Genomic DNA, 20,778 nt, shown 5'->3' on the forward strand with positions numbered 1-20,778 from the left:
CCAATCAAATCAGCCGATTACTCGCCGAATGTGCGCTGCCACCAGCCGCGCTTTTTCGTGCCTGTAGAGCTTTCCTCGGCCGCTTCTTCGGCAGGAGCCGTCGCAGTTTCAGCCTCGGCGCTCTCTTCAGCCTTTGGCTTGGCCCGCGATTTCCGTTTGGGCTTTTCCTCGGCGGATGCTTCTGCGGCTTCTCCGCCGTCAGCCGCTGCGGATTCCCCGACCTTCTTCTTGCGCGGAGCCCGCTTGCGCTTCGGCTTCTCCTCGGCCGCGGCCTCGCCATCCGAAGATGTGTCTTCGGTAGCTTTCGCTTCGGTTTCTTCGGCCTTTTTCTTGCGCGGAGCCCGCTTGCGCTTCGGCTTTTCAGCAGGCGCTTCTTCGCCTTCATCGGCCATTGCCGCGGCGGTTTCCGGCGCATCGTCAGGCCCGGCGACGACGGTCATGTCTTCCTTGACGTGCTCGGAGACCTCTTCGAGGTTCTTCGCATCTTCTTCGGTTACCGTGTCGTCGCTTGGTTTGCGGCGGCCACGGCCTCCGCGCCGGCGGCGCCGTTTCGGCTTTTCCTCGCCGTCATTGTCGGATGCTTCTTCCCCGCCTGACGAATTGTCGTCCTGCGAATCGTCGGACTTGTTGTCGTCGGAGCTATCCGCACCTTCGTCGTCGCGTTTCTTACCACGACCGCGGCCACCCCTGCGGCGGCGGCGGCGCTTCTTCTTCGGCTGATCGTCGTCCTCTTCGGAGCTTTCATCCTCGGGGATGTCGTCGTCATCTTCGTCATCGTCGATGATTGGCTCGAATTTCGGCGCTTCGGTCGGACGCGGGCCCGCGCTCGACACGGTCATCTTTGCACCTTCGTCCTCGCCTTCGGGAATGACTTCGATCGTGACGCCGTAGCGCTCTTCAATCTCCACGAGTTCGGCGCGCTTTTCATTGAGCATGTAAATCGCTGCTTCGGTGCTCGCGGCGAGCTTGATGATGGTGCCTTTGCCCTTGGCCGCCTCATCCTCGATCAGGCGCAGCGCCGAAAGACCAGCGGATGAAGCGGTGCGGACGAGGCCGGTGCCATCGCAATGCGGGCACTCGCGCGTAGTCGCTTCGAGCACGCCGGTGCGCAGGCGCTGGCGGCTCATCTCCATAAGGCCAAAGCCCGAAATGCGTCCCACCTGAATGCGCGCGCGGTCGGACTTCAGCGCTTCCTTCATTGCCTTTTCGACTTTGCGGACGTTGGAATTGTATTCCATATCGATGAAGTCGATGACGACGAGGCCGGCCATGTCGCGTAGGCGCAGCTGACGCGCGATTTCCCGCGCCGCTTCGAGGTTGGTGTGGAGCGCGGTCTGCTCGATGCCGTGCTCTTTGGTCGAGCGGCCCGAGTTGATATCGATCGAGACGAGCGCCTCGGTCGGATTGATGATCAGATAGCCGCCCGATTTCAGCTGAACCATCGGATCGTACATCGCCCGCAGCTGATCCTCTGCGCCATAACGCTGGAACAGCGGAACCGGATCGGAATAGGCCTTCACCCGGCGCGCATGGCTGGGCATCAGCATCTTCATGAACGATTTGGCCGATTTATAGCCGTCCTCGCCCTCAACGATGACTTCCTCGATCTCGCGATTGTAGATGTCGCGGATCGCGCGCTTGATCAGGTCGCTGTCTGAATGAACCAGGCTCGGCGCGGTCGATGACAGCGTTTTTTGCCGGATTTCATCCCACAGCCGCGCAAGGTAATCGAAATCGCGCTTGATCTCGGTCTTGGTGCGGCTGAGGCCAGCGGTGCGGACGATCAGGCCCATCGTCTTGGGGAGGGCGAGGTCAGAGACGACCTGCTTCAGACGCTTGCGATCGCTGGTCGAGTTGATCTTCCTGCTGATGCCGCCGCCATGCGAGCTGTTCGGCATGAGGACGGTATAACGGCCCGCGAGACTGAGATAGGTGGTCAGCGCAGCGCCCTTGTTCCCGCGCTCTTCCTTGACGACCTGGACGAGCAGGACCTGACGGCGGTTGATGACGTCCTGAATCTTGTAGCGGCGGCGCAGCGCCATGCGCTTGGCGCGCACTTCGTCGACTTCCTTCGCGCGGCTGCGACCGCCGGAGCCTTTGCCGCCCTTGCCGCCTTTACCCTGGCGGCGGCGTCCACGCCCGCGGCCACGACCGCGGCGGGGCTTGTCTTCGCTCTTGTCGTCGTCGCCGTCCTCTTCGGACTCGTCGTCTTCGTCGTCCTCATCATCATCGTCATCGGTGTCATCCGATGCGCCGTCTTCGATGGTGGCGACTTTCTCTTTCTCGCTGGTGTCGATCTCTTCCAGACCGTCTTCCGCCAAGTCTTCCGCGAGCGCTTCTGCGCTCTCGTCCTCTGCGTCGTACTCTTCGCCAGGCGCGATGCCCTCGGCTTCTTCCTCTTCGCGCAGGCGCGCTTCTTCTTCAGCTGCCGCTGCCTCTTCGGCGAGCAGCGCTTCGCGATCCGATTGCGGGATCTGGTAATAATCCGGGTGAATTTCGCTGAATGCGAGGAACCCGTGACGGTTTCCGCCGAAATCGACGAAAGCAGCCTGTAGTGATGGTTCTACCCTTGTAACCTTGGCGAGGTAGATGTTGCCTTTGATCTGCTTGTGTTCGGCAGATTCGAAATCGAACTCCTCAATCCGGTTGCCTTTGAGGACCGCCACCCGGGTTTCTTCCGAGTGGCGCGCATCGATTAGCATGCGCGTTGCCATTAAATATTCTCCATACGTCCGCTCGCAGGACAACGGGCGCTCGCGCGGCCATTGGTCGATAAGAGGGACGCAAATTACGTGATGAGATGACGCGCTGTTTCAGCGCGCCGATTGTTGCATTCGCATCTCGCCGGAAAGCCGAGGAGCCTGCGATATTCGTGTCTGCTGTGAAAGACGTGCGGAAATTGTCCGCCCTACGGCCCGTATGATCGCCGGCGCCGAAAGCGCGCTGCGACATCATTTGCGGGGAGAACCGTCTCGTCACTGCATCAACCTGTTGAGCGGTTCCGGTGGGTGGATGACCGGTTGGAACCGTGCGGGAGAAAAACCGGCACCTTTGGTATGTTTCCCAAGCGGCAACCGATGTTTCAATGCCTTGTTGCTAGCACCGTGGGTTTCGTCTCGCAACTCTATTGCGCTGATACGGAGCAACATCCTAAGCACTTAACGCAATGAGCATTCGCACGCTCCTTTTGCTGATTGTCGCCGTACCTGCGCTTTTGCTGGGCGGAGCATTCGTTCTTGGTCTGAAAATCCCGGTTCCCCAATGGGGGCGCGACTACGTGCTGAGCTTTCTTGTTAACCAGGATGTGCCCGATTTCCAGCTACCCGAAGTGGAGGGGCCAAGCGATCCTTCGCGTCCATTGGTGGTGATCGATGCCGGGCACGGCGGCAGGGATTACGGCGCTGTCGGCGACAATTTGCGCGAAAAGGACGTGGTGCTCTCGATCGCTTCTATCGTGCGCGATATTCTCCTTGATGCGGGCGGGATCCGGGTTGCGATGACCCGCGACGGCGACGATCTCGTCCCGCTGGAATACCGCCCGGAAATCGCGCGCGAGCTTGGCGCTGATCTGTTCATTTCCATCCACGCGGATTCGGCGGGCACTTACAGCGATGTGTCGGGCGCGAGCATCTACACGCTTTCAAGCGAAGCATCGAGCGAAGCTGCGGCACGCTTTGCCTCACGGGAGAATGACGCGGACCGTGTGAACGGCATAACCATCGAGGGACAGAGCGAGGAAGTGAGCGCGATCTTGGTCGAATTGTCGCAGGCCCGGACCCAGGAAGAGGCGGCGGAATTCGCGTCGCTGATTGCCCGCGAGGGGGAAGGGGAGATCGCGTTCCACCCGTCGGCGCGCCGATCTGCGGCGCTCATCGTGCTTCAGGCCCCCGATGTGCCGTCTGTGCTGTTCGAAAGCGGGTTCGTGAGCAATGATACCGATCGGGCTCGGCTTTCGACCGACGAAGGTCAGCGGCAATACGCTGAAGTGCTGGCACAGGCGATCCGCGTGTATTTCGCCCGCAGGACGGAACCGAGAGCCTCAGAAGGCGCAGGGCAATGAGCCGTTCAGGAAAGCTGTGATTAATGGCAAACCCTTTTCGAAGTCGCTGGCATCTGTGCTGCGACCCGTGCTAATCGCCGCGCGAAATGACTGACGCAGATACAGCTAACCTGTTGAAATACTTTCGCTATCGTGTGAATCGCGACCTTGGCGGCGCGGCCGCGTGGTTTGCGGAGAAATGGCGCGGAAGCCTGCTTTTCAAGGCTGCTGCCGTGCTTGCCGGTCTGGGGATGCTTGCATGGGTCGTGCTGTTCGTATGGCTCGCCAGCGACCTGCCCGACGCCGAAAGCCTTGTCGATTACGAGACGCCGCTGCCTACGGTCGTTCGCGGGATCGATGGCGAGATCGTGCATTCCTACGCGCGCGAGCGGCGCGTGCAGCTGCAATACCCCGATTTTCCCGATCAGTTGATCGCCGCCTATCTCTCGGCAGAGGACAAGACCTTCTATAGTCACGGCGGCGTGGACATGACCGGCACCGCCAACGCGGTGATGGATTACGTGACGAAATACGGTTCGGGCGACCGTGCGGTCGGCGGCTCCACCATCACGCAGCAATTGGCGAAGATCCTGCTGCTCGGCGATGAATACTCGGTCACGCGTAAGCTCAAGGAAATGATCCTTGCGACCCGCATCGAAGGGGTGCTTTCGAAGCAGGAAATCCTCGAGCTCTATCTCAACGAAATTCCACTCGGTCGGCGCAGTTTTGGCGTGCAGGCCGCAGCGCGCGCCTATTTTGACAAGGATGTCGGCGATCTCGAGCTGCACGAAATGGCATTCCTCGCCATCCTGCCCAAGGCGCCCGAGCGGTATGGCCGCGCCGGTCAGGAAGAAGCGGCGCTCGCCCGGCGCGATTTCGTCCTCTCGCAGATGGAAGAGAACGGCTACATCACCGAAGCAGAGCGCCAAGAGGCCGCAGCCATGCCGCTGGGCCTGGTGCGGCAGCGGAGCCAGCGCTCGGTCGATGCAGGCTATTTCCTCGAAGAGGTTCGCCGCAAGCTGATCGACGAATTCGGCGAAACCGCCGAAGATGGCAATAACAGTGTGTATGCCGGCGGATTGTGGGTCCGAACCTCGCTCGATCCTGAACTGCAGGAAGCCGCGCGCGAGGCCCTGCGCGCCGGGTTGATGCGCTATCACGGGAATCGGGGCTGGACCGGTCCCATCGCAACGATCGATGTCAGCGAAGGCAATTGGGCGAGCCAGCTCGCCAGCTCCTATCTCGCCATCCGCTACGAAGACTGGCGCGTCGGTGTCGTGACCCAGCGCAGTGGATCGAGCGCAACCATCGGATTCTCCAATGGCGATGAAAGCCCGCTTTCCGGCTTGCCGAACGCGCTCAAGGCGGGCGATGTCATCGCCGTGCGCCCAAGCGGAAACGGCTACCGCGTCGCCACCATACCGGAGGTTTCGGGGGGCTTCCTCGCCCAGTCCGTCCAGACCGGCCGAGTGCTCGCGATGCAGGGCGGTTTCGATCACCGTCTGACCGACTTCAACCGCGCCACGCAGGCTGAGCGTCAGCCCGGCTCGACCATCAAGCCCTTCGTCTACGCCGCGGGACTGGAAAACGGGATGACGCCCGCAACCGAGGTGCCCGATCAGGAATTCTGCGTCTGGCAGGGCGCGCGGCTCGGAAACAAGTGCTTCTCCAATTTCGGCGGCAGCCGCGGGGGAGGGGTCTATCCGATGCGTTTCGGCCTTGAGCAAAGCCGCAACCTGATGACAGTCCACATCGCTTCCGAAGCGGGGATCGATAACGTCGTAAAAACCTTCAAGGCGGTCGATATCGGCGATCACGAGCCGTTTTACGCGTCGGCTCTGGGATCGGGCAGCAGCACCGTACAGCGCATGGTCAATGCCTATGCCGCGCTCGCCAATCATGGCCGCCTGCATGAGCCAACCGTGATCGATTACGTACAGGACCGGCGCGGCAAGGTCATCTGGCGGGCCGACAAGCGGCAGTGCCAGGGTTGCAACATGCCGGAATGGGATGGCGGGCCCATGCCGCGTCCCGGGCAGATGGGCGAGGAAGCACTCGACCCGCGAACGGCATTCCAGGTCGTCCACATGCTCGAAGGCGTGGTGACGCGTGGCACCGCGACCCGGTTGCGCGATCTCGAGCTTCCGCTGTTCGGCAAGACCGGGACGACCACCGGACCGACCAATGCATGGTTTGTGGGCGGATCGCCCGAATTCGTGGCCGGCGTTTACCTCGGCCACGATACTCCGCGCAATCTTGGCGGGTGGGTCCAGGGCGGCAACACGGCTGCGCCCATCTTCAAGCAATTCGTCCAGAAAACACGCGAGCGCTGGAGCGATGAGCCCGCCATTGCGCCGTCCGGCGTGCGCATGGTCCGCATCGATCGGCGCACCGGCAAGCGCGTGTACGATGGCTGGCCTTCGGACGATCCGCGCGCGGCTGTGATCTGGGAGGCGTTCAAGCCGGATACCGAACCATCCCGCTCGACCCGTCAGGATCAGATCGCGGCAAAGCGGAACGAAATCCTCGAACTGATCCGCGCCGGACGCGAGGAAGGGCGAAACCGGGCATTCGAGTCGAACGATGGACAACCTAGCGACTTCGTCGAAGAACGCGGCGGCATCTATTAGCGCGCGGCCAGCTGCGCTTTACAATCGCGGCTCTCACGTTAAGCGAAGCGGCAAGACAACATTCAAAGGACAAGTGTATGCGGGCCGAGGCCCAAGCCAATATCGACCGGATCGAGGCTGCTCTCGATCTGGTGCGTCAATCGCTCGATTGGGAGCGCGCGCTGCGCCGTCTCGATGAGCTGGATGCGCGCGTCCAGGATCCGACCCTGTGGGATAACCCTAAGGAAGCGCAGGCGATCAGCCGCGAACAGAAGAACCTCGAAACCGCGGTAACGACTGTCCGGGAAATCTCGGCAGAAATGGCCGACGCAGTCGAGTTCATCGAGATGGGTGAGGCCGAGGGCGAGGAAGGCATCGTCAATGATGGCCTCAAAAGCCTCGAAAAACTGGCGAACCGCGCCGACGCGGACAAGGTGCAGGCGCTCCTTTCCGGCGAGGCGGATGCCAACGACACCTACCTTGAAATTCACGCGGGCGCGGGCGGGACGGAAAGCCAGGACTGGGCCGAAATGCTGTTCCGCATGTATGGCCGCTGGGCCGAACGGCGCGGGTTCAAGATCGAGACTGTGGAGTATCAAGCCGGCGATCAGGCCGGGATCAAGTCGGCGACTTTGCTCATCAAGGGCGAGGGCGCTTATGGCTATTCCAAAACCGAAAGCGGCGTACACCGGCTTGTCCGCATCAGCCCGTATGACAGCGCGGCGAAACGCCACACCAGCTTTTCCAGTGTCTGGGTCTATCCGGTGATCGACGACGATATCGAGATCGAAATCGACCCATCCGACCTCAAGATCGACACCTACCGTGCATCTGGCGCTGGCGGTCAGCACGTCAACACCACCGATTCCGCGGTGCGCATCACTCACCAGCCCACCGGGATCGTGGTCGCGAGCCAGAACGACCGCAGCCAGCACAAGAACCGCGCGACAGCTATGAACATGCTCAAGGCGCGTCTGTTCGAACGCGAGATGGCTGAACGCGAAGCAGCCGCTTCGGGCGAGTATCAGGAAAAGAGTGACATTGGCTGGGGTCACCAAATCCGCTCTTACGTCCTGCAGCCGTACCAGATGGTCAAGGACCTCCGCACCGGGGTGACATCGAGCTCTCCCGACAAGGTGCTCGACGGGGAAATCGATGAGTTCATCTCCGCCGCGCTGGCGCAGCGCGTGACCGGGGAGACCGTCGATATCGAGGACGTCGAATGATGCGAGCCGCGGCGCTGGTCCTGACGGCCTTTTCGCCGCTGCTGATCGGCTGCGAGCCGATGGCTGCGACGCCCGACCGCCCCGAGAGCGCGCTCGAATTTCCGCTGCCCGACAGACCCGTTGCCGAGGTTGTCTCCAACCAGTTTTCGAACGAGGATGCCCGCGACGAGCGCAATGAAGCGCAGGTCGTCATGGACCTCGCCAATATCGAAGAGGGCACGACCGTCGCCGATATCGGTGCAGGCGAGGGATATTACACTGTGCGGCTCGCCGAGCGGGTCGGCGAAGATGGCCGGGTGCTGGCGCAGGACATCAGCCGCGAGGCGCTGCAGCGCCTGGGCCGGCGGGTTGAGCGGGAGCGGCTCGAAAATATCTCGATCAAGCTCGGCGAGGCAGACGATCCGCAGCTGCCCGTGGACAGTTTCGACCGCATCTTCCTGGTGCACATGTATCACGAGGTGACCGAGCCCTATGCGTTTCTGTGGCGGATGTGGCCTGCCCTTGCGGCCGAAGGTCAGATCATCGTGGTGGATGTCGACCGCCCGACCGACCGGCATGGCATTCCGCCGAAGCTGCTCTTCTGCGAATTTTCTGCCGTGGGATATCGTTTGGTCGAATTTATCGAGAGGCCCGACATTCGCGGCTATTTTGCCAGGTTCGAACGGGGAGAGAAGCGTTCGGAGCCTTCCGCGATCAAGGCATGCAGCAACGGTTGACGCCGAGTCTTTCCGCAGCGAATTGTCTCTCCAAGGCCCAAGCGCCCTTTCCACTCCCAAAGCAGGGTGCTAGGCGCAGCCCCCGAATGAGGGGCAACAGGTGAGGAGCATCGCCCGGGATGACTGATTTCCCAACCAGCTTTGACCGCGACGATCTTTTGAAGTGCGCGCGCGGTGAATTGTTCGGAGCCGGCAATGCCCAATTGCCCGAACCCCCGATGCTGATGATGGACCGGATCACCGAAATTTCCGGCGATGGCGGGGAGCATGGCAAAGGCCATGTCGTTGCCGAATTCGACATCAAACCAGACCTGTGGTTTTTCGATTGCCACTTCCCCGGCAACCCGATTATGCCCGGTTGCCTCGGCCTTGACGGGCTGTGGCAGCTCACCGGTTTCAACCTTGGCTGGCGGGGCTGGCAGGGGCGCGGCTATGCGCTGGGTGTTGGTGAGGTCAAGCTGACCGGCATGGTGCGTCCGGACCGCAAGATGCTGACATATTATGTGGATTTCACCAAGGCCGTGCAGACACGCCGATTGACCATGGGCGTGGCCGATGGCCGGGTCGAGGCGGACGGTGAAGTCATTTATCAAGTTAAAGACATGAAAGTCGCTCTATCTGAAGCCTGAGAGGTTCAGAGGCGGAAAAGGGGAACATGCGTCGCGTCGTCATAACCGGACTGGGGATCGTCTCCTCGATTGGTAACAATGCCGAGGAAGTGCTGGCTTCGCTGAAGGCAGGCAAATCGGGCATCACGTTCAACGAAGACATGGCCGAGCACGGCTTTCGCTCGCAGATTGCGGGCGCTGTCGATCTCGACGTTTCCGAGCACGTCGACAAGCGAACCTTGCGCTTCATGGGGTCGGGGGCGGCCTACGCGCATATCGCGATGGGGCAGGCAATCGCCGACGCGGGGCTTGAGGAAAAGGACGTCGTCAATCCGATGACCGGTGTGATCGCGGGCTCTGGCGGTCCCTCGACCTCGGCCATGCTCGCAGCGCACCAGACCGTTCTTAAGACCGGCGCGACGAAGCGGATTGGCCCCTTTGCCGTGCCAAAGACCATGTCCTCAACCGTCAGCGCGAACCTCGCAACGGCCTATCAGATCAAGGGGATGAACTTCTCGATCACGTCGGCCTGTTCCACCTCGCTTCACTGCATCGGCATGGCTGCGCAGCAGATCGCGCTGGGATTGCAGGACGTGATGTTCGGCGGCGGCGGCGAGGAACTGGACTGGACGCTGTCCTGCCTGTTCGATGCCATGGGGGCGATGTCGAGCAAGTATAACGATACGCCAGCGCGTGCCAGCCGCGCTTTCGATGCCGACCGCGACGGGTTCGTGATCAGCGGCGGCGGCGCGATCGTGGTGCTTGAAAGCCTCGAGCATGCGCAGGCACGCGGTGCGAAAATCTATGCGGAGGTTACCGGTTTTAGCGCTACGTCCGATGGCGCCGACATGGTCGCTCCTTCGGGCGAGGGCGCCGAAAGGGCGATGCGCGGTGCGCTCAAGTCACTCGGCGAAGACCGCGCGGTTAGCTATATCAACGCGCACGGCACTTCCACGCCGGTGGGTGATGTCGGCGAGATCGAGGCGGTGCGCCGCGTATTTGGGGACGGATCAACTCCGCCGGTCAGCTCGACCAAGTCGATGACCGGTCACAGCCAAGGCGCAACCGGGGCGCAGGAGGCGGTCTATTGCCTGCTGGCGCTGGGACACGATTTCATCATTCCGTCGATCAATGTGGAAACGCTCGACCCGGCTCTAAAACCGGAAGAGATCGCCACCGAACTCGTCGAGAATGCCGGGCTCGATACCGTCATGACCAACTCGTTCGGGTTCGGCGGGACCAACGGGTCGATGTGCTTGTCGAAATTTCACGGATAATTTGATGGCCTAGCGGCCAATGGGTGAGGGAAGAGATCATGGGCGTGCTTGCCGGAAAACGCGGACTGGTGATGGGAGTCGCCAACGATCGTTCGATCGCCTGGGGCATTGCCAAGGCGTGCGCTGACGCGGGAGCGGAACTGACATTCACCTATCAGGGCGAAGCGTTCGGAAAGCGTTTGGCACCACTCGCCGAAAGCGTCGGTTCGGACTTCATGCTGGATGTGGACGTCACCGACGACGCCTCCTTGGATGCTGCCTTCGACGCGTTGCAAAAGCGCTGGGGCAGGCTGGATTTTCTGATCCACGCCATTGCCTTTTCCGACAAGTCGGAGCTGACGGGCCGCATCCTGAATACCTCGCGGGCGAACTTCAAAAACTCGATGGATATCTCCGCCTACAGCTTCATCGAAGTGGCGCGGCGCGCGCATCCGATGATGGTCGAAAATGGCGGCACGTTGATCACCCTGAGCTATATGGGCTCCAATCGCGTGACCCCGAATTACAACGTGATGGGCGTGGCCAAGGCCGCACTTGAAGCGGCGGTGCGATACCTTGCTGACGATCTGGGACCAGAGGGCATCCGGGTAAACGCCATCAGTCCTGGCCCGATGAAAACGCTGGCAGGCTCCGCCATCGGCGGCGCGCGCCGGACTTGGAAGCATACCGAGGCGAATGCGCCTCTAAGGGCCAATGCCACGCTTGAAGCGGTCGGCGGCACCGCAGTCTATCTGTGTTCGGATGCGGGCGCTTGCACGACCGGCGAAATCATCCGCGTGGATGGCGGTTTCCACGTCCTGGGCATGCCCCAGCATGACAATCTCTGACCGCAAGCCTGCCGTCAGCAGAGCGGGCTAGCCGACCAGCGCCGTCAGCACCTGATCGGGCGGTCGGTGTCCGTCTGCCCAGAAGCGGATATTCGCGATCACTTTTTCGCCGGACGCCTCGCGCCCTTCGGCGGTCGCGCTGCCGATATGGGGGAGGGTCATGACATTGGGGTGCTCGAGCAAACGCTTGTCAACATTCGGTTCGTCAGGATAGACATCGAGGCCCGCGCCTGCGAGCTTCCCGCTTTGTAGCGCGGCAATAAGCGCTTCCTGGTGGATCAATTCGCCCCGCGCGGTGTTGATGATACTCGCGCCATCTTTCATCAGCGCGATCCGCCGCGCATCCATCAGGCCGCGCGTTTCGTCGGTCAGCGGGCAATGCAGCGACAAAATATCGCTGAGGCCGACAAGCGCATCGAGATCCTTGATATACCGCACGCCGAGCATTCGCTCCAGCGATTCCGGCAGGCATTTGCGGTTGTAATAGGCAACTTCGAGGCCGAAGGCGCGGGCACGGTGCGCGACCGCTTGCCCGATGCGCCCCATACCTACGATGCCGAGAACCTTGCCGCCCAGCTTTCGTCCGAGCAAACCTGAAGGTGCCCACCCGGTCCACTCACCGCGGCGCACCAGGGCCGTTCCTTCACGAATGCGCCGCGGTACGCCGATAATCCCGGCCATGGCGATGTCCGCCGTATCGTCCGTGAAGACGCCGGGCGTGTTCGTGACCATGATCTTGCGCTTTGCCGCGGCGGCGAGATCGATATGCTCGGTCCCCGCACCGAAACTCGCGATCAGCTTTAGCCGGTCCCCAGCCGCCTCGATCATCTCTGCATCGATGGTGTCGGTCACTGTTGGCACCAGAACGTCGCAGTCCTGCATGGCAGCGATGAGTTGCTCGCGCGTCATCGGGGTGTCGTTGGTGTTGAGCGTGGCCTCGTAAAGCTCGCTCATCCGCGCCTCGACGCTTGGCATTAAATGGCGGGTCACAACGACTTTGGGTTTGCCCGAGAGAAATTGCAGCGGAGTGTGATTTGCGGCCATGCACGCGGGCTAAGGCGAGAGGGGGCGGGCGGTCAAGACGTGCGAGCAGGATGCCGCCCACAAACTTAAAGCGGCTCTGCGCTTTTACCCAGTTGAAGGCTGAGAGGTTCGAGCGCTATCACAATGCAATGATTGTCTTTCGCCTGATTACGCTGCTGAGCCTGACCACCGTCCTATCGGTCCTGATTCCGGTTTGTTCGGCGAGCGCGCAGCAGCGCGAAGTGCCGTATTGGGCGTCCTTGCGGTACGACGAGGTGCGCATGCGCGTCGGCCCCAGTCAGGAATACCCGATCGATTGGGTGTACAAGCGGCGGGGATTGCCGGTGAAAGTAGTGCGTGTTCGCGAAAGCTGGCGCCTGGTCGAGGATCCCGAGGGCGAACAGGGCTGGATCGCGCGAAGCCAGCTGACGCCCGAGCGAGGCTTTCTGGTCATCGGTAACGGGCTGGTCGATCTTCGCGAAGCACCCGATGCGGCCTCCGCCTTGCAATGGCGCGCGGAGCCGGGCGTCGTCGGAAAGCTGCTGCGGTGCCGGGAGAACTGGTGTGAAATAGACGTTTCCGGGCGCACCGGTTGGGTCGTGCAGGACCGCCTGTGGGGCGCGGGCGAGCCTTAAGGCCGCGCCCGCACTGCCCCAATATCAGACCAGTTCTACCGCAACCGCGGTGGCTTCACCGCCGCCGATGCACAGGCTCGCTACTCCCTTCGTCTTGCCCTGCTGCTTGAGCGCGTTGAGCAGGGTCACGATGATGCGCGTGCCGGATGCGCCGATGGGGTGGCCGAGTGCGGTCGCGCCACCATTCACATTGATCTTTTCATGCGGGATGCCGATGTCGCGCATTGCGAACATGGAAACGCAGGCAAATGCTTCGTTCACTTCCCATAGCTCGACGTTATCGACGCTCCACCCCGCCTTATCGAGGACTTTCTCGATCGCGCCGACGGGAGCAACTGTGAAGTCCTTCGGCTCGCGGGCGTGGGCGGCCATCGCGACGATCTTAGCCACCGGCTTCGCGCCCTTTTCCTTTGCGACGCTTTCCCGGGTGAGAACCACGGCGGCCGCTCCGTCGGAGATCGAACTGGAGGTGGCTGCGGTGATCGTGCCGTCCTTCGCAAAAGCGGCGCGCAAAGTCGGAATTTTGTCCGGGCGGCCGCGACCGGGCTGTTCGTCGGTTTCGACGGTGACGTCGCCCTTGCGCGTCGAATAGCTCACCGGGACAACCTCGTCGGCGAAAGCACCGCTTTCGATTGCGGCGTTGGCCCGGCGGAGCGATTCGATTGAGTATTCATCCATGCTCTCGCGCGTCAGCTGATACTCGTCGGCCGTATCCTGCGCGAAAGTGCCCATGGCGCGGCCTTCCTCGTATGCATCTTCGAGGCCATCGAGAAACATGTGATCATAAGTGGTGTCATGGCCCAGCCGCGCCCCGGAGCGGTGCTTCTTGAGAAGGTATGGGGCGTTCGTCATGCTCTCCATGCCGCCGGCAACCACCATGTCGATCGTTCCGCTGGCAAGCGCTTCGGCGCCCATAATCACGGTCTGCATGCCGCTGCCGCAAACCTTGTTGACCGTGGTCGCCTGCACCGATTTAGGCAGGCCGCCCTTGATCGCGGCCTGCCGCGCCGGAGCCTGACCGAGCCCGGCGGGAAGAACGCAGCCCATATAGGCGCGGTCGAAATCCTCGCCCGCAATGCCCGAACGCTCAACCGCCGCCTTGACCGCAGTCGCGCCGAGATCGGTCGCGGACACATCGGATAGCGCGCCCTGCATTCCGCCCATCGGTGTGCGGGCATAGGAGAGGATCACGATCGGATCGGCGGCGGAAAACTGGGTCATCACTTGAGTCCTTCGGTTCGGGGAGGAGGTGTTGCCTTGGCGATGTAATGCTGCGCTGCGGCACATGCAATCGATTGAGGCTCGGCAATTGGTCTAACGCTTGTCAGCGCGCCGCGATTGCGCAAGGGTGGGTCGCAAATTGAAACGAATGCCCTTTGGGAGAGAAAAAGATGGCCGACGATCGCCGCCAAGAGCTTGAAGCAATCCTGAAACGCCAGCGCGATGCCTTCACCGCATCGCGCCCGGAAACGATGGCCATGCGCAAGGACCGGATCAAGCGGGCGATGGCCTTGCTGAAAGATCACGCGGAGAATCTGTGCAAGGCGATGAGCGCCGATTTCGGCAATCGCGCGATGGAACAGAGCATGCTTACCGATATCGCGGGCACCGTGGGCGCGGGCAAGCATGCGCTCAAGAACATGGACAAGTGGGCGAAATCGGAAAGACGCCCGGTCCAGTTTCCGCTGGGCCTGCTCGGCGCGAAAGCCGAAGTGCGCTATGAGCCGAAGGGCGTGATTGGCATCCTCAGCCCGTGGAATTTCCCGGTGAACCTCGCGTTCTCGCCGCTCATGCAGGTGCTCGCGGCGGGCAACCGCGCGATGATCAAGCCAAGCGAATTTACAGAGCGCACCAGCCTGCTCATGGCGGAACTGGTCGAGGAGTATTTCACACCGGACGAAGTGGCGGTTTTCAACGGCGGGCCTGAAGTGGCGGCGGCGTTCTCATCGCTGCCGTTCGACCATCTCGTCTTCACCGGTTCGACGGAGACGGGGCGCCGGGTGATGCAGTCGGCTGCGGAAAACCTTGTGCCGGTCACTCTGGAGCTGGGCGGCAAATCGCCGGTCATCATGGGGCGGAGCGCCGATTTCGAGAAAGCGGGCGAGCGCATTGCGCTGGGCAAGATGATGAACGCCGGGCAGATATGCCTCTCTCCCGATTATATGTATGTGCCCGAGGACAAGCAGGACGAAGCCGTTGCAGGCGTCTCGAACGGCGTCGCCAACATGTACCCCACGCTGCTCGAGAACGACGACTACGCCTCGATCGTCTCCGATCGGCATTTCGAGAGGCTACAGGGCCTCGTCGAAGATGCACGCGACAAGGGCGCCGAAGTGATCGAAGTCAACCCGGGCAACGAGGACTTCTCGAACGCGAACCAGCGCAAAATGCCGCTCAACATCATCAAGAACGTCAGTGACGAGATGAAGGTGATGCAGGAGGAGATTTTCGGACCTGTCCTTCCGGTAAAGACTTACAAGGCGGTCGATCAGGCGGTGGATTACGTAAACGAGCATGATCGCCCGCTCGGCCTGTATTATTTCGGCGAAGACAAGGCGGAGCAGGAGCGGGTGCTGACCCGCACCATCTCGGGCGGCGTCACCACCAACGACGTGATTTTCCATGTCTCGATGGAAGACCTGCCGTTCGGCGGGATCGGCCCGTCGGGGATCGGCAGCTATCACGCGATCGAGGGGTTCAAGGAATTCAGCCACGCCCGCGCGGTCTATCACCAGCCGAAGATCGACGTGGCTAAGCTTGGCGGGTTCAAGCCGCCCTATGGCAAGGCGACCGAAAAAGCCGCTGCGGGCATGATGAAATGAGCTGAGGTTGCAGTGGTCAGGCGAGGGCTTCTGCCAGCGGCTTCACCACGTAGCTGTCGGGGATCAGCACTGGATTGGCGGGCAATTCGCCTGCCATCCGCTGCATCCACGTCTTGAGCGGGGGAAGGGCGGCTGCGCTGATTTCCTCTTCCAGCCCGCCCATCACGCCGAAGACCATCTGCGGGAATAGCGACAGGTCGACGATTGACGGCCTGTCGAGCCCGCCGAAGAAGGGGCCTTCGCCGAGGCGCGTCACGATCTCTCCGGCGAGCTGCATACGGTTGGTGTCGGCATCGACCTCCATATTCATTTGCGGCCTCATTGCCTGAATGAACTCGGCGCCTTTGAGTACCTTTGGCCAATCGTTGCGGACCTGCTCGGGAAGCGGTGATCCGCTCGAGACCAGTGCGGCCAGGCGCCATGCGCGGTACCTGAAGGCAAGATTGTCAGGTGCGTCGATGGCTGCACGGAAAATCGACGGCATGAAACGATCGCTCACCCAGCGGTCCATCTCCAATATGGTTTCACGCTCCGGATCATCAGCTGGCACCAACAGCTTTTCGGGATAGAGCTCGTCGAGCCAGTGCCCGATCGGCGTCGAATCCCGTTTCCAGTCGTCGCCGATCTCAAGCACCGGCACCTGCGTTCCACCGAATTTGGAAAGCTGGCTCGCCGCCTCGAACGGGCTGATGCCGACAAACTCGAAATCAAGGCCCTTGTACATCAGGAATGCGCCGACCTTGCGGACATACGGGCTGGTGCAATAACCATAGAGCTTGATCGGCTTCATTCGGACAATTCCTCGGTTTGGATGGGTATCGGGCTGCATTAGGCCAGCGGTGCGCGTCGGCCTATATTCGCCTTATCGCGCCGGACCGTTACACTCGCACTGACGATTTCAGTATGGTCAAGAGATGATGCACGAAATGCCCGATTCGCACCCTTGCGCGGGGCAAACGACACGCCTAGACGCGGGCGCTAGGGATTAATTAGCTTGGAAATCGCTGTGATAGACCTCAGCCAGTATCTCCCGATACTGATCTTCATCATCATCGCATTGGGGCTGTCATGCCTGTTCGTGTTCCTGCCGATGGGCGTTTCCCGCCTGACCGGCGCGCACAACCCGGACGCCGACAAGCTCAGCGAATATGAGTGCGGATTTCCAGCGTTCGAAGACGCGCGCAGCCAGTTCGATGTGCGCTTCTATCTCGTGGCGATCAGCTTTATCATCTTCGATCTCGAAGCGGCGTTTCTGTTCCCCTGGGCCGTGAGCCTTGGCGAAACGCAGTGGGTTGGCTGGATCGGGATGATGACGTTCCTGTTTATTCTCGCCGTCGGCCTCGCATATGAATGGAAGAAAGGGGCTCTGGACTGGGAATGAGCAACTCGCAGAACTCCACCATTATCACGCCTCCGACCGTGCCGATCAGCGCGTCGGAAGCGGCTGCGACCATGCCGACCGCCAAAGGCGGCGAAGTTAAGCAGCCCGATGCGGATTATTTCAACGCGCTTCAGACCGAAGTGAACGACAAGGGCTTTCTGGTCACATCGACCGAGGATGTTTTCCAGTGGGCGCGCACCGGTTCGCTGTGGTGGATGACCTTCGGCCTCGCATGCTGCGCGGTCGAGATGATCCACGCCAACATGCCGCGTTTCGACATGGAGCGGTTTGGCGCGGCCCCGCGCGCGTCGCCCCGCCAGTCGGACCTGATGATCGTCGCGGGCACGCTCTGCAACAAGATGGCGCCTGCGCTGCGCAAGGTCTACGATCAGATGTCGGATCCGAAATACGTGATTTCGATGGGCAGCTGCGCCAATGGCGGCGGCTATTACCATTACTCGTACAGTGTTGTGCGCGGTTGCGACCGGATCGTGCCGGTCGACATTTATGTTCCCGGCTGCCCGCCAACCGCCGAAGCGCTGCTTTACGGCGTGATGCAATTGCAGCGTAAGATTCGCCGTGCAGGAACGATCGAACGTTAAGGGCTCGCGTTAAACCATGGCCGTCCAACACTCCGCACCCAAATTCGCCTCTAACGATGGCGTGATCGACGCGCTTAGCGAGAGCATCAGCGTGTGGGTTATCGACGCGCAGGAAAAGCATGGTGAGATCATCTTCACCGTTCAGCGCGACGCGATCGAGGATGTGCTGCGCACGCTGCGCGACGATCACAAATACCAGCAGCTGATGGAAATCGCAGGCGCGGATTATCCCGACCGGCCCGAGCGCTTCGAAGTCGTCTACATGCTGCTTTCGCTGACGAAGAACCACCGCATCATGGTCAAGGTGTCGACCGATGAGGCGGCGCCGGTCCCGACCGTCACAACCCTTTGGCCCAATGCGGGCTGGCTCGAGCGCGAAGTGTTCGACATGTACGGCGTGACTTTTGCCGGTAACAGGGATCTGCGCCGCATCCTCACAGATTACGGGTTCGAAGGACATCCTTTCCGCAAGGACTTCCCGATGACGGGCTATACCGAGCTGCGTTATTCCGAGGAGGAAAAGCGCGTGGTGTACGAGCCGGTCGAGTTGCCACAGGACATGCGCACCTTCGATTTCCTCTCTCCCTGGGAGGGCTCGGATTACGTGCTGCCCGGCGACGAGAAGGCAGACGGCGCGCCCGACGTCGACAAGCCCAAGGTCACCGAAACGCCCGCCGATACCGGCGCTGGCGAAGACGCCGAGGAACTTGCCGAGAAAGGCACCGAAGCCGTCCCTCCAGACATGGTCGAGGTCGAGATCGAACAGGAAGAGAAGGGGGGCGATAGCTAATCATGCAGATCGAGGAATCCCCCACCACCGACGGCAACGTCATCACCAATTACACGATCAATTTCGGGCCTCAGCACCCCGCGGCCCACGGTGTTCTGCGCATGGTCATGGAGCTCGACGGTGAAGTGATCGAACGGATCGACCCGCATGTCGGCCTGCTCCACCGCGGCACCGAAAAACTGATCGAGCAGAAGACCTATCTGCAGGCTCTCCCGTATTTCGACCGGCTCGATTACTGTTCGCCGCTGTGTCAGGAGCACTCCTATGTGCTCGCGATCGAGAAGCTGCTGAACCTTGAAGTGCCGGAGCGCGCGCAGTACCTCCGCGTCCTGTTCGCCGAGCTGACGCGCATCTGCAATCACATGCTCAACATGGGCGCGCATGTGCTCGATGTGGGCGCGTTCACGCCGAACCTGTGGATCATGGACCTGCGCGAAGATTGCATGAACTTCTTCGAGCGGGCAAGCGGTGCGCGCATGCATTCGGCCTGGTTCCGTCCGGGCGGCGTGCATCAGGATGTGCCTGAAAAGCTGCTCGTCGATATCGGCGACTGGCTCGACAACCGGTTCTTCCAGCTGTTCGACGACGCGATGAGCCTCGTTATGGACAACCGCATTTTCAAGCAGCGCAACGTAGATATTGCCGTGGTGAGCCGCGACGATGCGGTCGCATGGGGCTTTTCCGGCCCGATGATCCGCGCGGCGGGCATTCCGTGGGACCTGCGCAAATCGCAACCTTATGATGTCTATGACCGCATGGAATTCGATATTCCGGTCGGCACGAACAGCGACTGCTACGATCGCTTCATGGTCCGCGTGAAGGAAGTGCGCGAGAGCGCCAAGATCATTCGTCAGTGCCTGCGCGATATGCCGGATGGCCCGGTCGCCAGCACCGATGGCAAGGTCTCACCGCCCAAGCGCGGCGAGATGAAGCAATCGATGGAGAGCCTGATCCACCACTTCAAGCTCTACACCGAAGGCTTCCATGTGCCCGAGGGCGAAGTCTATGTCGCGACCGAGAGCCCCAAGGGCGAATTCGGCGTGTACCTCGTCAGCGACGGCACCAACAAGCCGTACCGCTGCAAGATCCGCCCTACGGCGTTCTCGCACCTGCAGGCGATGGACATGATGAGCAAAGGCCACATGCTGCCCGACGCGACCGCCATTCTAGGCGCGATCGACGTCGTGTTCGGGGAGTGTGACCGGTGACAAGAAACGATCCGATCAAGGATTTTCTCGATAAGCCGACGGCGGTGGAGCAAGGTGCTTTTGCGCCGATCATGGCGTATGTCGAGCGCCACTCTAAGGCGTTCTCGATACTCGGTCTCGCGTGGCTGTGGTTCAGCATCGCTGTTTGGGCGCGCTGGATCACGCTCCCTGAGATTCCTTTTCTGACAAAGGATCAGGTCGCAACGCTCGGTATCATCTACAATGCTGGATGGTGGGGTTTTGTGCGGCCGCGCATTATGAAGATGAAATCTGCCTACGATGCGGAGAAAGACGTGAGCAATGGCTGACCGGACACCCGCTCCCGATACGCCTGAACTGCGCGAGCGCTGGGGGTCCTTCGAATGGACCAAGGCGAACAAGGCGAAGGCGGATTATCACATCGCCAAGTACCCGGAAGGGCGTCAGAAATCGGCGGTGATGCCGTTGCTCGATCTTGCCCAGCGGCAGGTTGGCGAAGAGACTGATACGCAGGGTTGGCTGCCGCTGCCGGTGATCGAATACGTCGCGAAATACATCGGTGTGCCGGTCATCCGCGTGCTCGAAGTCGCGACCTTCTATTTCATGTACAACATGAAGCCGGTCGGAAAATATCATGTGCAGGTCTGCGGCACGACGCCGTGCATGCTGCGTGGCTCGGACGACATCATCAGCGCGTGCAAGGCGCGTGGCATGAAGAAGGGCGAGGTTTCCGAAGACGGCTTCTGGACCCTCACCGAAGTCGAATGCATGGGCAATTGCGCGACCGCGCCGATGGTCCAGATCAATGACGACAATTACGAAGATCTGACGGTCGAGCGGCTCGACGCGGTGCTCGACGCGCTGGTCAAGGGCGAGCAGCCCAAGGCAGGGACGCAGGAGCCCGGTCGCCACACGTCCGAACCATCCGGCGGGCCGAGCACGCTCAAGGAAATGGTCGATGCCAACCACGATTACCGGGGTGAGTGGTGATGGCCGTCTGGATCGCACTTGGAAGCGTTTTCATCGCCCTTTCGGC

19 protein-coding genes are annotated in these 20,778 nt (G+C 61.2%); 15 read left to right on the forward strand and 4 right to left on the reverse strand.

The window, feature by feature from the left end; genetic code table 11:
- Positions 1–17: 17 nt before the first annotated feature.
- The gene (locus tag IB285_RS05320; protein ID WP_190787197.1) at positions 18–2,714 is read right to left on the reverse strand and encodes an Rne/Rng family ribonuclease; all 2,697 of its coding nucleotides are present in this window, start codon (positions 2,712–2,714) and stop codon (positions 18–20) included.
- A gap of 452 nt (positions 2,715–3,166) precedes the next feature.
- On the opposite strand from IB285_RS05320, the gene IB285_RS05325 reads away from it, so the two are divergent.
- From IB285_RS05325 to IB285_RS05355, 7 genes are all read left to right on the forward strand, one after another.
- The gene (locus IB285_RS05325) at positions 3,167–4,060 is read left to right on the forward strand and encodes an N-acetylmuramoyl-L-alanine amidase family protein (protein WP_190787198.1); all 894 of its coding nucleotides are present in this window, start codon (positions 3,167–3,169) and stop codon (positions 4,058–4,060) included.
- Positions 4,061–4,146: 86 nt separating this feature from the next.
- Positions 4,147–6,669: a penicillin-binding protein 1A gene (locus tag IB285_RS05330; RefSeq protein ID WP_190787199.1), complete on the forward strand. Its 2,523-nt coding sequence runs from the start codon at positions 4,147–4,149 to the stop codon at positions 6,667–6,669.
- Positions 6,670–6,746: 77 nt separating this feature from the next.
- Positions 6,747–7,874, forward strand: a complete 1,128-nt coding sequence (gene prfB, locus IB285_RS05335; protein WP_190787200.1) for a peptide chain release factor 2 — start codon at positions 6,747–6,749, stop codon at positions 7,872–7,874.
- Positions 7,871–8,590, forward strand: a complete 720-nt coding sequence (locus tag IB285_RS05340) for a class I SAM-dependent methyltransferase (RefSeq protein WP_190787201.1) — start codon at positions 7,871–7,873, stop codon at positions 8,588–8,590. Before prfB ends, IB285_RS05340 begins: the two co-directional genes overlap by 4 nt.
- A gap of 119 nt (positions 8,591–8,709) precedes the next feature.
- Entirely contained in the window at positions 8,710–9,219 is a 510-nt protein-coding gene (fabA, locus tag IB285_RS05345; RefSeq protein WP_190787202.1) for a bifunctional 3-hydroxydecanoyl-ACP dehydratase/trans-2-decenoyl-ACP isomerase, read from the forward strand.
- A 26-nt stretch (positions 9,220–9,245) separates the two neighbouring features.
- Positions 9,246–10,475: a beta-ketoacyl synthase N-terminal-like domain-containing protein gene (locus IB285_RS05350; RefSeq protein WP_190787203.1), complete on the forward strand. Its 1,230-nt coding sequence runs from the start codon at positions 9,246–9,248 to the stop codon at positions 10,473–10,475.
- A 35-nt stretch (positions 10,476–10,510) separates the two neighbouring features.
- Positions 10,511–11,302: an enoyl-ACP reductase FabI gene (locus tag IB285_RS05355; protein ID WP_190789003.1), complete on the forward strand. Its 792-nt coding sequence runs from the start codon at positions 10,511–10,513 to the stop codon at positions 11,300–11,302.
- A 27-nt stretch (positions 11,303–11,329) separates the two neighbouring features.
- Here IB285_RS05355 and IB285_RS05360 read toward each other — a convergent pair whose 3' ends face one another.
- Entirely contained in the window at positions 11,330–12,346 is a 1,017-nt protein-coding gene (locus tag IB285_RS05360; RefSeq protein ID WP_190787204.1) for a 2-hydroxyacid dehydrogenase, read from the reverse strand.
- 128 nt (positions 12,347–12,474) lie between these two features.
- Here IB285_RS05360 and IB285_RS05365 point away from each other — a divergent pair, with 128 nt between their 5' ends.
- Positions 12,475–12,960 carry an SH3 domain-containing protein gene (locus IB285_RS05365; protein WP_190787205.1) on the forward strand — a complete coding sequence of 162 codons (486 nt, stop codon included), beginning with the start codon at positions 12,475–12,477 and terminating at the stop codon, positions 12,958–12,960.
- A gap of 24 nt (positions 12,961–12,984) precedes the next feature.
- Here the strand turns inward: IB285_RS05365 and IB285_RS05370 are convergent, their stop codons facing one another.
- Positions 12,985–14,181, reverse strand: coding sequence for a thiolase family protein (locus IB285_RS05370; protein ID WP_190787206.1), 1,197 nt, complete (start codon positions 14,179–14,181; stop codon positions 12,985–12,987).
- 170 nt (positions 14,182–14,351) lie between these two features.
- On the opposite strand from IB285_RS05370, the gene IB285_RS05375 reads away from it, so the two are divergent.
- Positions 14,352–15,782, forward strand: a complete 1,431-nt coding sequence (locus IB285_RS05375) for a coniferyl aldehyde dehydrogenase (RefSeq protein ID WP_190787207.1) — start codon at positions 14,352–14,354, stop codon at positions 15,780–15,782.
- A 16-nt stretch (positions 15,783–15,798) separates the two neighbouring features.
- Here IB285_RS05375 and IB285_RS05380 read toward each other — a convergent pair whose 3' ends face one another.
- Positions 15,799–16,572: a glutathione S-transferase family protein gene (locus IB285_RS05380; protein WP_190787208.1), complete on the reverse strand. Its 774-nt coding sequence runs from the start codon at positions 16,570–16,572 to the stop codon at positions 15,799–15,801.
- 216 nt (positions 16,573–16,788) lie between these two features.
- Between IB285_RS05380 and IB285_RS05385 the strand changes: the two genes are divergently transcribed.
- From IB285_RS05385 to IB285_RS05410, 6 genes are all read left to right on the forward strand, one after another.
- Positions 16,789–17,163 (forward strand): NADH-quinone oxidoreductase subunit A, encoded by a 375-nt coding sequence (locus IB285_RS05385; RefSeq protein WP_190789005.1) that lies wholly within the window; start codon positions 16,789–16,791, stop codon positions 17,161–17,163.
- A 71-nt stretch (positions 17,164–17,234) separates the two neighbouring features.
- Positions 17,235–17,765, forward strand: coding sequence for a NuoB/complex I 20 kDa subunit family protein (locus IB285_RS05390; protein WP_190789004.1), 531 nt, complete (start codon positions 17,235–17,237; stop codon positions 17,763–17,765).
- Positions 17,766–17,781: 16 nt separating this feature from the next.
- A complete protein-coding gene (locus IB285_RS05395; RefSeq protein ID WP_190787209.1) occupies positions 17,782–18,555 on the forward strand; it encodes an NADH-quinone oxidoreductase subunit C in 774 nt (257 codons plus the stop codon).
- Positions 18,556–18,557: 2 nt separating this feature from the next.
- Positions 18,558–19,763, forward strand: a complete 1,206-nt coding sequence (locus IB285_RS05400) for an NADH-quinone oxidoreductase subunit D (protein WP_190787210.1) — start codon at positions 18,558–18,560, stop codon at positions 19,761–19,763.
- Positions 19,760–20,071, forward strand: coding sequence for a hypothetical protein (locus IB285_RS05405; RefSeq protein WP_190787211.1), 312 nt, complete (start codon positions 19,760–19,762; stop codon positions 20,069–20,071). Before IB285_RS05400 ends, IB285_RS05405 begins: the two co-directional genes overlap by 4 nt.
- Positions 20,064–20,732 carry a complex I 24 kDa subunit family protein gene (locus IB285_RS05410; RefSeq protein WP_190787212.1) on the forward strand — a complete coding sequence of 223 codons (669 nt, stop codon included), beginning with the start codon at positions 20,064–20,066 and terminating at the stop codon, positions 20,730–20,732. Before IB285_RS05405 ends, IB285_RS05410 begins: the two co-directional genes overlap by 8 nt.
- The last annotated feature ends 46 nt before the right edge of the window (positions 20,733–20,778 follow it).

The sequence above is a fragment of the Erythrobacter rubeus genome (assembly GCF_014705715.1).
GTDB classification, from domain to species: domain Bacteria; phylum Pseudomonadota; class Alphaproteobacteria; order Sphingomonadales; family Sphingomonadaceae; genus Erythrobacter; species Erythrobacter rubeus.

Coding starts and splice junctions, on each gene's coding strand:
- IB285_RS05320 (WP_190787197.1), bottom strand. CDS start 2,714: ATGGCAACGCGCATGCTAATCGATGCGCGCCACTCGGAAGAAACCCGG.
- IB285_RS05325 (WP_190787198.1), top strand. CDS start 3,167: ATGAGCATTCGCACGCTCCTTTTGCTGATTGTCGCCGTACCTGCGCTT.
- IB285_RS05330 (WP_190787199.1), top strand. CDS start 4,147: ATGACTGACGCAGATACAGCTAACCTGTTGAAATACTTTCGCTATCGT.
- prfB (WP_190787200.1), top strand. CDS start 6,747: ATGCGGGCCGAGGCCCAAGCCAATATCGACCGGATCGAGGCTGCTCTC.
- IB285_RS05340 (WP_190787201.1), top strand. CDS start 7,871: ATGATGCGAGCCGCGGCGCTGGTCCTGACGGCCTTTTCGCCGCTGCTG.
- fabA (WP_190787202.1), top strand. CDS start 8,710: ATGACTGATTTCCCAACCAGCTTTGACCGCGACGATCTTTTGAAGTGC.
- IB285_RS05350 (WP_190787203.1), top strand. CDS start 9,246: ATGCGTCGCGTCGTCATAACCGGACTGGGGATCGTCTCCTCGATTGGT.
- IB285_RS05360 (WP_190787204.1), bottom strand. CDS start 12,346: ATGGCCGCAAATCACACTCCGCTGCAATTTCTCTCGGGCAAACCCAAA.
- IB285_RS05365 (WP_190787205.1), top strand. CDS start 12,475: ATGATTGTCTTTCGCCTGATTACGCTGCTGAGCCTGACCACCGTCCTA.
- IB285_RS05370 (WP_190787206.1), bottom strand. CDS start 14,181: ATGACCCAGTTTTCCGCCGCCGATCCGATCGTGATCCTCTCCTATGCC.
- IB285_RS05375 (WP_190787207.1), top strand. CDS start 14,352: ATGGCCGACGATCGCCGCCAAGAGCTTGAAGCAATCCTGAAACGCCAG.
- IB285_RS05380 (WP_190787208.1), bottom strand. CDS start 16,572: ATGAAGCCGATCAAGCTCTATGGTTATTGCACCAGCCCGTATGTCCGC.
- IB285_RS05390 (WP_190789004.1), top strand. CDS start 17,235: ATGCCGACCGCCAAAGGCGGCGAAGTTAAGCAGCCCGATGCGGATTAT.
- IB285_RS05395 (WP_190787209.1), top strand. CDS start 17,782: ATGGCCGTCCAACACTCCGCACCCAAATTCGCCTCTAACGATGGCGTG.
- IB285_RS05400 (WP_190787210.1), top strand. CDS start 18,558: ATGCAGATCGAGGAATCCCCCACCACCGACGGCAACGTCATCACCAAT.
- IB285_RS05410 (WP_190787212.1), top strand. CDS start 20,064: ATGGCTGACCGGACACCCGCTCCCGATACGCCTGAACTGCGCGAGCGC.